The 14,580-nt window shown below is 36.5% G+C and carries 12 protein-coding genes; all 12 read left to right on the top strand.

Annotated elements, in window-relative coordinates; genetic code table 11:
* Nucleotides 1-14: 14 nt before the first annotated feature.
* Entirely contained in the window at nucleotides 15-668 is a 654-nt protein-coding gene (locus tag KM149_RS10125; RefSeq protein ID WP_169925599.1) for a ComF family protein, read from the top strand.
* 64 nt (nucleotides 669-732) lie between these two features.
* Entirely contained in the window at nucleotides 733-1,293 is a 561-nt protein-coding gene (gene hpf / locus KM149_RS10120) for a ribosome hibernation-promoting factor, HPF/YfiA family (RefSeq protein ID WP_016424517.1), read from the top strand.
* A 279-nt stretch (nucleotides 1,294-1,572) separates the two neighbouring features.
* Nucleotides 1,573-4,101 carry a preprotein translocase subunit SecA gene (gene secA, locus KM149_RS10115; RefSeq protein ID WP_241415368.1) on the top strand — a complete coding sequence of 843 codons (2,529 nt, stop codon included), beginning with the start codon at nucleotides 1,573-1,575 and terminating at the stop codon, nucleotides 4,099-4,101.
* Between the two features lie 29 nt (nucleotides 4,102-4,130).
* Nucleotides 4,131-5,235, top strand: a protein-coding gene (gene prfB, locus KM149_RS10110) for a peptide chain release factor 2 (RefSeq protein ID WP_372448654.1) whose coding sequence is annotated in 2 segments (ribosomal slippage) — nucleotides 4,131-4,193 and nucleotides 4,195-5,235 — 1,104 coding nt in all. Because the reading frame shifts where the segments join, the coding sequence is not laid out codon by codon here.
* Between the two features lie 298 nt (nucleotides 5,236-5,533).
* Nucleotides 5,534-6,175 (top strand): YfbR-like 5'-deoxynucleotidase, encoded by a 642-nt coding sequence (locus KM149_RS10105; RefSeq protein ID WP_016424521.1) that lies wholly within the window; start codon nucleotides 5,534-5,536, stop codon nucleotides 6,173-6,175.
* Between the two features lie 5 nt (nucleotides 6,176-6,180).
* Nucleotides 6,181-6,426 (top strand): CsbA family protein, encoded by a 246-nt coding sequence (locus tag KM149_RS10100; protein ID WP_182280484.1) that lies wholly within the window; start codon nucleotides 6,181-6,183, stop codon nucleotides 6,424-6,426.
* Nucleotides 6,427-6,652: 226 nt separating this feature from the next.
* The gene (gene uvrB / locus KM149_RS10095) at nucleotides 6,653-8,635 is read left to right on the top strand and encodes an excinuclease ABC subunit UvrB (RefSeq protein ID WP_050331596.1); all 1,983 of its coding nucleotides are present in this window, start codon (nucleotides 6,653-6,655) and stop codon (nucleotides 8,633-8,635) included.
* Nucleotides 8,636-8,640: 5 nt separating this feature from the next.
* On the top strand, nucleotides 8,641-11,484 hold the full coding sequence (uvrA, locus tag KM149_RS10090; RefSeq protein ID WP_241415367.1) for an excinuclease ABC subunit UvrA: 2,844 nt from the start codon (nucleotides 8,641-8,643) through the stop codon (nucleotides 11,482-11,484).
* 3 nt (nucleotides 11,485-11,487) lie between these two features.
* Nucleotides 11,488-11,862, top strand: a complete 375-nt coding sequence (locus tag KM149_RS10085; RefSeq protein ID WP_050331594.1) for an SHOCT-like domain-containing protein — start codon at nucleotides 11,488-11,490, stop codon at nucleotides 11,860-11,862.
* A gap of 447 nt (nucleotides 11,863-12,309) precedes the next feature.
* Complete coding sequence (gene hprK, locus KM149_RS10080; protein ID WP_050331593.1) at nucleotides 12,310-13,251, top strand: HPr(Ser) kinase/phosphatase; 942 nt, start codon at nucleotides 12,310-12,312, stop codon at nucleotides 13,249-13,251.
* A complete protein-coding gene (gene lgt, locus KM149_RS10075) occupies nucleotides 13,251-14,087 on the top strand; it encodes a prolipoprotein diacylglyceryl transferase (protein WP_241415599.1) in 837 nt (278 codons plus the stop codon). The genes hprK and lgt overlap by 1 nt, the downstream gene beginning before the upstream one ends.
* Complete coding sequence (locus KM149_RS10070) at nucleotides 14,088-14,570, top strand: acyltransferase (RefSeq protein WP_165545046.1); 483 nt, start codon at nucleotides 14,088-14,090, stop codon at nucleotides 14,568-14,570.
* The last annotated feature ends 10 nt before the right edge of the window (nucleotides 14,571-14,580 follow it).

The following is a 14,580-nucleotide window of genomic DNA, read 5'->3' as shown; positions in this document are numbered from 1 at the left end:
GATGCCATTACTGTATGAAAACATATGATGAAGAGGTGGGGATACGATCACTTTTTTCAAAACCAAAAATTGTGTGTATGAGTTGTGACGAAGCGATCCAAGCTTGCCGTTTTAATAAAGAGGGTCGATGTCCTTATTGTTTAGGTGTCTGTGCATCTGGATATTGTCGTAATTGTGATTACCTCAATCTTTCTACGCAATACTTTGAAACGATAAACGCGATTTTTCATTACCAAGGCTTTATTAAAGCGCTGTTTCATCAATATAAATTTTTACAAGATGTAGCCCTAGCAGAGATTTTTGCTTACTATATTAAAATACCAGCACATGATATTGATTTCATTGTTCCTATCCCCTCAAGTCGAGATAATGATATCAAACGTACATTTAACCCTGTAAAGACGATATTAGATTTTCAAAGAATCGCTTATGTTGATTGTTTAAAGATGAATGTACGACCGAAACAATATACTTTAACGCTAAGCGAACGATTTAAGGTTCAGAATCCGATTTATTTTGAACATGATAAGAGTGTGATATGTTTAGAAAACAAGTCTATTCTACTTATTGATGATATTTACACAACAGGTCATACAGCACATTGTGCCGCAGATGTATTATTACAACAAAAAGTCAGAAAATTAAGTATGTTAACGTTTGCGAGATAGCGTAAACATGTTAAAATATAAGTAAGGAATATATTTTAAAAAGAGGTTGAAAGGAGCGAGCACTATGATTAACTTTGAAATTCATGGAGACAACCTCACAATCACAGATGCTATCAGAAATTATATTGAGGAGAAGATTGGTAAATTAGAACGTTATTTCACTAATGTACCCAATGCAACTGCTCATGTTAAAGTTAAAACATACCAAAACTCTAGCACTAAAATTGAAGTGACAATTCCTTTGAAGAATGTTACACTTCGTGCGGAAGAACGTCACGATGATTTATATGCCGGAATCGATTTGATTAATAATAAACTTGAACGTCAAGTCCGTAAATATAAAACACGTGTGAACCGTAAAAATAGAGATCGTGGTTTTGAAGAAGATGTTTTTGTTGATGTTGAAGGTGCAGAACCAGAGGTTGAAAACGAAGCTACAGATTCTGATATCGAAATCATCCGTTCAAAAACATTTAGTTTAAAACCAATGGATTCAGAAGAAGCGGTTTTACAAATGAACTTATTAGGACATGATTTCTTCGTATTCAATGACCGAGAAACAGATGGTACAAGTATTGTATATCGTCGTAAAGATGGAAAATACGGTTTAATTGAAACTGAATAATCAATATGTCGAGTAAGGAAACGTGAATTTCACCATTTAGGCGCAACCTTTGAGCCTAGTATTATAGAGAATGGAGTTCATGACATATTGGATTGATATTTAAGAAATCTATGGTAGACCATTGCCATAGATTTCTTTTTTAGTAAAATACGCGTATGATAGTAGTGTGATAAATAACGACGGCAATGCAACTGAGTATTTGAGTATAAATTTATACTCAAAAATGGTATGATGAGTTGTTGTAAGCGACACAGTATTAACGCTAAAGGAGCGAACAAAATGGGTTTTTTAACTAAACTGGTTGACGGTAATAAAAGAGAAGTCAAACGTTTAAGTAAATTAGCAGACAAAGTCATAGCCTTAGAAGAACAAATGGCGCTATTAACTGATGATGAAATGAAAGCGAAAACGAAAGCTTTTCAAGAAGAAGTACAAAAAGTTGAAGATATTAGAAAACAAAATAATAAGTTAGATGACATTTTACCTGAAGCATTTGCGCTCGTCCGTGAAGCCTCTAAACGTGTATTCAATATGACACCTTACAAAGTTCAAATCATGGGTGGGATTGCTATCCATAATGGTGACATAGCTGAAATGAGAACAGGTGAAGGTAAAACATTGACTGCAACGATGCCAACGTATTTAAATGCGCTCACTGGTCGCGGTGTGCATGTAATTACAGTCAATGAATATTTGTCAAGTGTACAAAGTGAAGAAATGGCTGAGCTGTATAACTTTTTAGGCCTATCTGTAGGCTTAAACTTAAACAGTTTGAGTACTATCGACAAACGTGAAGCGTACAGTAAAGACATTACGTACAGTACAAATAACGAACTTGGTTTCGATTATTTGAGAGATAACATGGTGAACTATAAAGAAGACCGTGTTATGCGTCCGCTCAATTTTGCAATTATTGATGAGGTTGACTCTATTTTAATTGATGAAGCACGTACACCTTTAATTATTTCTGGAGAAGCCGAAAAATCAACATCACTTTATACGCAAGCCAACGTTTTTGCGAAGATGCTTAAATCTGAAGAAGATTATAATTACGATGTACAAACAAAAGCGATTCAATTAACTGAACAAGGGATTGATAAAGCTGAGCGTATGTTCAAAATAGAGAATTTATATGATGTGAAACACGTTGATATTATTCACCACATTAATCTTGCGTTACGTGCGCATTATACAATGCAACGCGATGTTGACTATATGGTAACAGGCGGCGAAATTTTAATTGTAGACCAATTTACAGGTCGTACAATGCCTGGACGCCGTTTTTCAGAAGGATTGCATCAAGCAATCGAAGCAAAAGAAAACGTAAAAATTCAAAATGAGTCCAAAACAATGGCCTCAATTACATTCCAAAACTATTTCAGAATGTATAACAAGTTAGCTGGTATGACAGGGACTGCTAAAACAGAGGAAGAAGAATTCCGCAATATTTACAATATGACAGTAACGCAAATCCCAACCAACCGACCTGTTCAACGTCACGATAAGTCCGATTTAATTTATGTGAGTCAAAAAGGTAAATTCGATGCGGTTGTCGAAGAGGTTATAGAAAAACACCGTAAAGGTCAGCCGGTATTACTAGGGACAGTTGCGGTTGAAACTTCTGAATATATTTCTAACTTACTGAAAAAGCGTGGTATTCGTCATAGTGTGTTAAATGCTAAAAACCACGAAAGAGAAGCCGAAATTGTTGCAGGTGCAGGTCAAAGAGGATCGGTAACAATTGCAACAAACATGGCCGGTCGTGGTACAGATATTAAACTTGGCGAAGGTGTAGAAGAACTTGGAGGTCTTGCTGTTATTGGTACAGAACGACATGAATCTCGCCGTATTGATGACCAATTACGTGGTCGTTCAGGTCGTCAAGGGGACCAAGGGGACAGCCGTTTCTATCTTTCATTACAAGATGATTTAATGGTGCGTTTCGGTTCAGATCGAATGCAAGCTATGATGAACCGATTGGGTATGGATGACTCTACTCCAATTGAATCTAGAATGGTTTCTCGTGCTGTAGAATCTGCGCAAAAACGTGTTGAAGGTAATAACTTTGATGCACGTAAACGTATTTTAGAATATGATGAAGTTTTACGTAAACAACGTGAAATTATGTATGAAGAGCGAAATCGCATTATTGATGAAGTTGAAAGTTCAGAGCTCGTAATTCAAATGATGAAATCAACGTTGCAACGAACATTGAATTATTATGTGAATGAAGACGAAGAAAAAATGGATTATGAACCTATTATTCATTATATCGAAGACGTTTTCTTACATGAGGGCGACTTAAAAGAAAGTGAAATTAAAGGCAAAGACCAAGAAAACATGTTTGAAGTCATCTGGGCTAAAATTGAGGCTGCTTATGAGCGTCAAAAATCTCAATTAGGTGATCGTATGCCAGAATTTGAACGTATGATTCTTCTTCGTTCTATCGATGATCATTGGACATCACATATCGATACGATGGATCAATTAAGACAAGGGATTCACTTACGTTCATATGGTCAACAAAATCCGTTAAGAGATTATCAAAATGAAGGTCACGAGTTATTTGATATCATGATGCAAAGCATTGAAGAAGATGTAAGTAAATATATCCTAAAATCAGTAATTACTGTGGATGATGATGTGGAGCGTGAAAAAACAAAGGAGTTGGAGGGGAAGCACGTCTCAGCTGAGGACGGCAAAGAGAAAGCGAAGCCCCAACCTTTTGTAAAGGACCAAGAAATTGGTCGTAATGAGCAATGTCCATGCGGTAGTGGCAAAAAATATAAAAATTGTCATGGAAAATAAGTTGTCGAACATTTGAAGGAGAGATAAATATGGAATTATCAGAGATTAAGCGTAATATTGATGATTATGCCTCGAAATTAGAACAACTAAGGGGGTCTCTTTGACTTAGAAAATAAAGAGACAAATATTCAAGAGTATGAGGAAATGATGGCTGATCCACATTTTTGGGACAATCAAAACCGTGCTCAAGAAATCATCGATAAAAATAATGCGTTAAAGTCAGTAGTTCAAGACTATTACGAAGTCGCAGAAATGATTGAAAATATGGAAGCAACCGTTGAGCTATTGCAAGACGAATATGATGAAGATATCAAGCAAGATGTAGAAGCTGAAGTCATCGACTTTGAAGAGAAGCTCAATCATTTTGAGTTGCAACTCTTACTTAATGGTGAACATGATGCAAATAACGCAATTATAGAGTTGCACCCCGGTGCAGGTGGAACAGAGTCTCAAGATTGGACCAATATGTTGTTACGCATGTACCAGCGTTTTTGTGAGCAACAAGGATTCAAAACGGAGATTGTAGACTACCAAGCGGGTGATGAGGCGGGTGTCAAAAGCGTTACCATGCTTGTGAAAGGTCATAATGCTTATGGCTATTTGAAAGCTGAAAAAGGTGTTCATCGTTTAGTACGTATTTCGCCTTTCGATTCTTCGGGCCGACGTCATACGTCTTTCGCATCTTGTGATGTAATACCTGAATTCAACAACGAAAAAATTGAAATTGAAATCAATCCTGATGACATTTCCGTAGATACTTTCCGTGCTTCTGGTGCAGGTGGACAACATATTAATAAAACAGAGTCTGCCATTCGTATTACACACCATCCAACTGGCATCGTTGTGAACAACCAAAATGAGCGTTCACAAATTAAAAACAGAGAAGCTGCGATGAAAATGTTAAAAGCAAAGCTATATCAACTTGAACTCGAGCAAAAAGAACAAGAGTTAGCAGCTATTCGTGGTGAACAAAAAGAAATTGGATGGGGAAGCCAAATTCGATCTTATGTATTCCATCCGTATTCCATGGTAAAAGATCATCGAACAAATGAAGAAACAGGCAATGTCAATGCAGTGATGGATGGCGATATTAGTCCATTTATAGAGGCTTATTTAAGACATCTCATGCATTAAGTTGTATCAAAATAAGGAACGAAAGATGAATTCTATGATGTGATATAGAATTCATCTTTCGTTCCTTTTTTATACATGTTTTTCAAATTAAAAACGCTAAAAAACTGATATTGATGGCGTGTCAGCTCGTTTGTATTTTAGGCTTTAAGGCTTCGCGAAAAGAATTATTTTAAATTGTATTCATTTTTGTTAAATATCAGTGAAACCTGTAAAAACAAGTGAAAAATTCAATATAAATGTGTTAATATAATCAACAAATAGCTTGCATGCGCTTAATTGATTTTAGAGGAGGTTGGCTATGGGCGTCCATCAATATTTTAAAAGATTATCAGATTTAGAAAAACTAATTCGTTTACCGGGAAAGTTTAAATATTTTGAGCATAATGTAGCGGCACATTCATTTAAAGTAACAAAAATCGCCCAATACTTAGGCACTGTTGAAGAGTATCACGGGAAAACAGTGGATTGGAAAAGTTTATATGAAAAAGCATTAAATCATGACTTTGCAGAGGTTTTTACAGGTGATATTAAAACACCTGTAAAGTATGCAAGCGGTGAGTTAAAAAAACTTTTTTCACAGGTTGAGGAAGAAATGGTTGATACTTTTATTAAGGAAGAAATTCCAGAAAAGTATCAAGATATATATCGGCGCCGATTACAAGAAGGGAAAGATGATTCATTAGAAGGACAAATTTTGTCAGTAGCTGATAAAATTGACTTATTGTATGAAACGTTTGGAGAAATTCAAAAACGAAACCCTGAACCACTATTTTTCGAAATTTACGAAATGAGTCTCGAAACCATCATGCAATTTGATCATTTGTATTCAGTTCAAGATTTCATAGAACATATTATTCCTGAAATGTTAACAGAAAGATTTATCCCTAAAACTGAATTAAGAGAAACAACAATGCATATCCTTAATAAAAGAAAGATGTGATTGGATTGATCTGGTATATATTAGCCGCTTTTTTTCCATGTGTACTTGTTGTTCTTTTCAGTACGATAACGAGAAGTAAATGGATTGGGACTCTCATTACACTTGTAGTTATAGGGGCTTCCGTCTACAAGGGCTTTTTTCATAATGAATGGATTATTTTTTTAGATGTTGTCTCATTGCTAGTAGGATATCTCATTATGGATTACTTAGAGAAACACCGGACTGAGCATGATGATGACAATGGAATATAACATTTAAAAGTATTTATATTACAATTGTTATATTTAGAATGGTTATAAAAATAAATATTTTTCACCAGGAGTGAATCTGAAAAGCAAGACATTGCAATCAGATACGCTCCTTTTTGACATGTTAAAACATAGCGCAAGCACAATCACGCATTACGAACAAATGTTTGTATTTTTTAATTGTATTCTGTTAAAATATGAGTATTAAGTTGATAGGAGGCGAACAGGGATGGAGCATCATGATTTTAAAATTGCTTCAAAATTTGATCCACAAGGTGATCAACCTAAAGCAATAGAGGCGCTTGTGAAAGGGATTAAGGAAGGAAAGCGCCATCAAACATTGTTAGGGGCTACTGGGACAGGTAAAACCTTTACAATGAGTAATGTGATAAAAGAGGTAGGGAAACCAACATTAATTATTGCTCACAATAAAACGCTCGCAGGACAACTCTACAGTGAATTTAAAGCCTTCTTTCCTGAGAACAGAGTAGAGTATTTTGTGAGTTATTATGATTATTATCAACCTGAGGCGTATGTTCCATCTACTGACACATTTATAGAAAAAGACGCATCTATTAATGACGAAATTGATCAACTGCGTCACTCTGCGACAAGTGCGTTATTTGAAAGAGATGATGTCATTATTATTGCAAGTGTAAGCTGTATTTATGGTTTAGGGAATCCGGATGAATATCGTGACTTAGTAGTAAGTATTCGTGTCGGTATGGAAATGGACCGCAGTGATTTATTGAGAAAGCTTGTTGATGTGCAGTATACACGTAACGATATTGATTTTAAACGGGGAACTTTCAGAGTGCGAGGAGACGTTGTTGAGATATTTCCGGCTTCACGTGATGAATTATGTATTCGGGTTGAATTTTTTGGTGATGAAATTGATCGAATTAGCGAGATTAATTATTTAACTGGGGAAGTCCTTAGAGAACGAGAACATTTTGCGTTGTTCCCTGCATCACACTTCGTAACACGTGAAGAAAAAATGAAAATTGCAATCGAAAGAATTGAAAAAGAACTTGAAACACAACTTGAATATTTAAGAAGTGAAAACAAGCTTTTAGAGGCACAACGTTTAGAACAACGTACTAATTATGATTTAGAAATGATGCGAGAAATGGGATTCACTTCAGGGATTGAAAATTACTCTGTCCACTTAACATTAAGACCTTTAGGTTCGACGCCGTATACGTTGCTAGACTATTTCGGTGACGATTGGCTAGTGATGATTGATGAATCACATGTGACTTTACCACAAATACGGGGTATGTATAATGGTGACCAAGCACGTAAAAAGGTACTGGTTGAGCATGGCTTTCGTCTACCAAGTGCGTTAGACAATAGACCATTAAAATTTGAAGAATTTGAAGAAAAAACGAAGCAACTCGTATATGTTTCGGCAACACCAGGACCTTACGAGATTGAACATACTAACGAAATGGTAGAACAAATTATTCGACCTACAGGCTTATTGGATCCTAAAATTGAAGTACGACCTACGAAAAACCAAATCGACGACCTATTAAGTGAAATTCAGGAACGCACAGAGCGTAATGAACGTGTCTTAATTACGACATTAACGAAAAAAATGAGTGAAGACTTAACCACATATCTTAAAGAAGCAGGTGTTAAAGTTAATTACCTTCACTCAGAAATTAAAACGCTTGAACGTATAGAAATCATTCGAGATTTAAGAATGGGAACATTTGATGTATTAATTGGTATCAACCTGTTGCGTGAAGGTTTAGATATACCGGAAGTTTCTTTAGTTGTGATTTTAGATGCTGATAAAGAGGGCTTTTTACGTTCTGAACGTTCCCTTATTCAAACGATTGGTCGTGCAGCACGAAATGATAAAGGTGAAGTTATCATGTATGCTGATAAAATCACTGACTCTATGCAAGTCGCAATCGATGAAACCGAACGACGTCGTGAAATTCAAATGGCTTACAACGAAGCACACGGCATAGTGCCTCAAACAATTAATAAGCAAATTCATGATGTGATTAGTGCGACTGTGGAATCTGATGAGACAAATGAAGATGCACGTACAGAAGTGCCGAAGAAAATGACGAAAAAAGAGCGTCAAAAAACGATAGAAAATGTCGAAAAAGAAATGAAAGAAGCAGCAAAAGCACTGGATTTCGAAAAAGCAACAGAATTAAGAGATTTATTATTCGAACTAAAATCAGAAGGGTGAAAAGCATGAAAGAACCGGCGATTGTTGTGAAAGGGGCGCGCGCCCACAATTTAAAAAATGTTGATATTGAATTACCTAAACAAAAATTGATAGTGATGACGGGTTTATCTGGATCAGGTAAATCCTCATTGGCTTTTGATACGATTTATGCTGAGGGGCAACGTCGATACGTAGAATCATTAAGTGCATATGCACGTCAATTTTTAGGTCAAATGGACAAGCCCGATGTGGATACAATAGAAGGCTTGTCACCTGCAATATCAATAGACCAAAAAACAACGAGTAAAAATCCACGTTCTACAGTAGCTACGGTAACTGAAATTTATGATTATATTCGTTTGTTATATGCACGTATCGGCAAACCTTATTGTCCAAATCATGGTATTGAGATACAATCACAGACTGTACAACAAATGACGGATAGAATTATGGCGTTAGAAGAACGGACAAAAATCCAATTAATGGCACCTGTCGTTAATCATCGTAAAGGAACGCACGAAAAATTATTGAATGATATTAGTAAAAAGGGATATGTGCGTGTCCGTGTTGATGGCGAGATTATGGACGTGACACAAGTGCCAGAACTTGATAAAAATAAAAACCATACCATTGAAATTGTTGTCGATCGTTTAGTAGTCAAACCAGGTATTGAAACACGTCTGGCTGATTCAATTGAAACCGTATTAGAACTTGCAGATGGCCGTCTTGTTGTCGATGTAATTGATGGAGACCAACTTGAGTTTTCTGAAAAACATGCATGTCCAATATGTGGTTTTTCGATTGGTGAGCTTGAACCAAGAATGTTCAGTTTTAACAGTCCGTTTGGCGCATGTCCGACTTGTGATGGTTTAGGAACTAAATTAACCGTGGATATTGATTTAGTTGTTCCTGACAAAGACAAATCCCTTAATGAAGGGGCGATTGTCCCATGGGAGCCAACGAGTTCAGATTTTTATCCAACGTTATTAAAACGTGTGTGTGAAGTTTATAAAATCAATATGGATAAACCTTATAAAAAATTAACTGATCGACAAAAAAGCATTATTTTGCACGGCTCTGGGGATAAAGAGATAACTTTCTCATTCCAATCTAAAAATGGACAACAGCGTACACGTACGATGCCGTTTGAAGGTGTCATTCCGAATATTGAGCGCCGTTACCATGAATCGCCTTCAGAATATGTCCGTGAAATGATGCAAAAATATATGGCAGAACAACCTTGTGAAACATGTCATGGACAAAGATTAAGTCGAGAAGCACTTTCAGTTTATGTTGCTGGAAAAAATATTGGTGAAGTCGTTGAACAATCTATAAAAGAAGCGCTTGATTACTATGAAAATATCGAATTATCAGATCAAGATGCCCAAATTGCGCGTTTAATTTTAAAAGAGATTACATCTCGTTTATCCTTTTTGAATAACGTAGGTTTGGATTATTTAACGTTGAATCGTGCATCAGGAACATTGTCAGGAGGAGAAGCGCAACGCATACGTTTGGCAACTCAAATCGGTTCACGTCTTTCTGGTGTCCTTTATGTACTTGATGAACCTTCCATTGGTTTGCATCAGCGTGATAACGATCGTCTCATCAATACGCTAAAAGAAATGCGCGATTTAGGAAATACATTAATTGTTGTCGAACATGATGAAGATACGATGATTGAAGCGGACTACCTTGTCGATATCGGACCGGGTGCAGGTGATCATGGGGGCCATGTTGTTTCTAGTGGTACACCTAAACAAGTGATGCGAGATAAAAGATCACTGACAGGTCAATATTTGAGTGGTAAAAAGTTTATTCCTGTTCCTGAACATCGTCGAGAAAAAACCAACCGTAAAATCTCGGTAAAAGGCGCAAGAAGTAACAACCTTAAAGGTGTAGATGTCGATTTTCCACTGTCTGTTATGAATGTGGTAACTGGGGTTTCAGGTTCTGGAAAAAGTTCGCTTGTTAACGAAGTATTGTATAAATCTCTTGCTAAAGCAATCAACAAATCAAAAGTGAGACCTGGGGCACATGATGAAATTACAGGCATTGAAGAGATTGATAAAATTATAGATATTGATCAGTCGCCTATTGGTCGTACGCCAAGATCTAATCCAGCCACATATACAGGTGTTTTTGATGATATACGAGATGTTTTTGCCTCAACAAACGAAGCAAAGGTACGAGGTTATCAAAAAGGACGTTTTAGCTTTAATGTGAAAGGCGGACGTTGTGAAGCATGTAAAGGTGACGGTATTATCAAAATTGAAATGCATTTTTTACCAGATGTTTATGTGCCATGTGAAGTATGTGGAGGGAAACGTTATAATCGCGAAACTTTAGAAGTCACATATAAAGGTAAAAACATTTCTGACGTTTTAGAGATGACAGTTGAAGACGCGGTCCATTTCTTTGAAAATATCCCTAAAATCAAACGTAAATTACAGACGCTTGTGGATGTAGGTTTAGGTTATATTACGTTAGGTCAACCGGCAACAACGCTTTCGGGTGGTGAAGCACAACGTGTGAAACTCGCATCTGAATTGCATAAACGTTCAACTGGACGTTCAATTTATATTTTAGATGAGCCAACAACAGGTTTACATGTTGACGATATTAGTCGATTATTAAAAGTTTTAAATCGACTTGTTGACAATGGTGATACAGTCGTTATTATTGAACATAACCTTGATGTCATTAAAACTGCTGACCATTTAATTGACTTAGGGCCAGAAGGTGGTGAAGGTGGCGGGACAATCCTAGCAACAGGGACACCTGAAGAGATTGCCGCACATCCAACTTCATACACTGGACGTTATTTGAAAGAAATATTGGCACGTGATAAAGCGCGACAGGAGGGCTAGTAAATGAAAGAAGCAAAAATCAAAGTGTTAGAATTACTACAAGATGGAAAGATTTCAGTAGAAGAAGCAGCAATACTTTTAGATGCAATGGCTACAGACACAACGACAGCACAAGCGCAAACGAACCATTCAGATACTCAAAAAAGCGAAGCGAAAGCTGATGATACAAGCGTAGACAGCGATTTTAAATCATCAGTAGAAGACTTTGTCCGCGACACATTTGAAAATGTTAGTGAAACACTACGTCAAGGCGTTGAATATGTAAATCAACAGCGCGAACAAGCAAAGCAAAATAAAGAAGCACACCCTATCGATCCTTTAAAACAATTTGAAAAAACATTAAAAGAAGTGACAGATCGATTAAATAAAGAAAAGTAAATGCCCTTTATTTAAAAGATTATCATTGTGATTTCGTACTTATATTATAGTGTAGAGATTGTTCTTATATGCGTCCCTAAAATTCATGTGATTTTTGAATTTTGGGGACTTTTTTTCTGTCTAGTGGCAGATGTTCCTTCTTAAATAGTAAAAATGTTAAAATGAATAGGGTCATTGAGTAGGGTGAACCGCTTTTAATAGATGAGACACAACGAGTTAAGACGAATGTAAAAGTTTTTTTATAATGAAATACATCTCTTTCTTTCGCATTTCATGTATAATATAGGACATAATTAACAACGATAGGCACAGTCCATCGTATTGAACTGTGTTAAAAAGAATCGTGTTTAACTGAGCGTATGAAATCAGTCTCGCAATAGGACTGTTATTTTACGTCTTTCTATATGATGATTAACGAGAGATAGAGTGAATACTGAGGTGACTGACATGTTAACAACTCAAGATTTGGTAAAGCGATTTAATTTGAAAGTGATAGCTGGTGAAGCAGGTTTAAACCGACCTATTCATAATACAGATATCTCTAGACCTGGTTTAGAGATGGCGGGCTATTTCTCACATTATGCTTCGAATCGAATTCAACTATTAGGTACAACAGAACTTTCGTTTTATAATTTATTGCCAGATGAGGATAGACAAGGGCGGATGAGAAAGCTTTGTCGTCCAGAAACACCAGCAATCATTATCACGAGAGGGCTTGAAGCGCCTGAGGAATTGTTAGAAGCTTCCAAAGCGTTAGATACACCACTCATTTATGTGGACGAAGCCACGACACGTGTCATGGGACGTCTCACTTCTTATCTTGAGCACGAATTAGCAAATTCTACAGCATTACATGGTGTACTGGTAGACGTGTATGGGATTGGTGTATTAATTACTGGAGATTCAGGCATAGGTAAAAGTGAAACAGCTTTAGAACTTGTGAAGCGTGGTCATCGTCTAGTCGCAGACGATAATGTAGAAATTAAAGAAATCAATAAAAACGAATTGATTGGTAAGCCGCCTAAAATTATTGAGCATTTACTAGAAATAAGAGGGCTAGGAATTATTAACGTGATGACGCTTTTTGGCGCAGGTTCTATCTTGACGCAAAAACGCATACGGCTGAATATCAATCTTGAAACGTGGGATCAAAACAAATTATATGATCGCGTTGGATTGAATCACGAGACGCTTAAAATTTTGGATACGGAAATTACTAAAAAAACAGTCCCAGTTCGACCAGGAAGAAACGTGGCTGTCATTATTGAAGTAGCCGCAATGAATTATCGACTCAATATTATGGGCATTAACACAGCAGAAGAATTTAATGAACGTTTAAATGCTGAAATATTAAGAAATAGTACACATCAAAAAGGAGATAAAGAATGATGATTGGTTACATCAACCCTGTAGCAATTGATCTAGGTGGATTGCAAATCAAGTGGTATGGGATTATTATAGCAACTGCAATATTAATTGGTTATTGGTTCGCACAAAAAAGTGCACAAAAAGTGGGCTTTAAAGAAGACGATTTAATTAATATTTTAATTGTCTGCGTCATTGTCGCTATCATTACTGCGCGACTCTATTTTGTTTTATTCCACTTGGATTATTACTTACAAAACCCCGCAGAGATTATCATGATCTGGCGTGGAGGAATTGCCATCCACGGTGGCTTAATTGGTGCGTTTGCCATGGGGATGTATTATTGTTATCGCAAAAATTGGCATCCTTTACAACTCGGTGATATCGTTGCACCTAGTATTATATTGGCGCAAGGGATTGGACGCTGGGGAAATTTCATGAACCATGAGGCTCATGGTGGACCAGTTAGTCGTGCCTTTTTGGAACAATTGCATTTACCACAATTCATAATTGAGAATATGAAAATTGGTGGTATTTATTATCACCCTACTTTTTTATATGAATCCATATGGAATGTGATTGGTTTTATCGTTTTAATTCTTTTGCGTCGACGTCTTCGTGTTGGCGAAACATTTTTTACGTATTTAATTTGGTACTCGATTGGCCGTTTCTATATCGAAGGCTTGCGAACAGATAGCTTGATGTTAACAGAGACGATTCGAATTGCACAGCTTGTCTCTATTATCGCGATTGTGATCGGGATAACACTGTTTATATGGAGACGATTTAAATCCAAAGCACCGTTGTATCAGGAAGTGGGTGTTTTAAATTGGCCTTGGGAAAAGAAAGGGTCACGTTAAATGAAAAGACGCTTAACCGTCATTCCGACCAAAATGCATAATGCGCTTTGGCACATGTATGACTATCGAAGTTTTACAAAATTATTTAAAAATACACTAATTATTGAACTGGCGCGATTTGTACCGAGTTTGAAATTCAAACGCTGGCTCTATCGACATATTTTGAAGATGACAGTCGGTCAATATACGGCGATTGCTTTCAAAGTGACACCTGATATTTTTTATCCTGAAAAAATAAGAATAGGCAAAAATGTCATTATTGGTTATAATACAACACTACTGACACATGAATTTTTGACCGATGCACTAAGAGTAGGAGAGATTGAAATTGGTGACGATACGATGATTGGAGCCAATGTTACAGTTCTTCCCGGTGTTAAAATTGGCGCGCGCGCTAAAATTGGTGCAGGCAGTGTTGTTTCAAAAGATATACCCAATGATGTCATTGCATATGGCAATCCGATTCAAATAAAAGAACAATGAGAGAAAGAGA

The organism is Staphylococcus coagulans, from assembly GCF_022557135.1.
Classification (GTDB): Bacteria; Bacillota; Bacilli; order Staphylococcales; family Staphylococcaceae; genus Staphylococcus; species Staphylococcus coagulans.
Note: the sequence above shows the minus strand (reverse complement) of the source record. Positions and strands in the feature narration are given on the sequence as shown.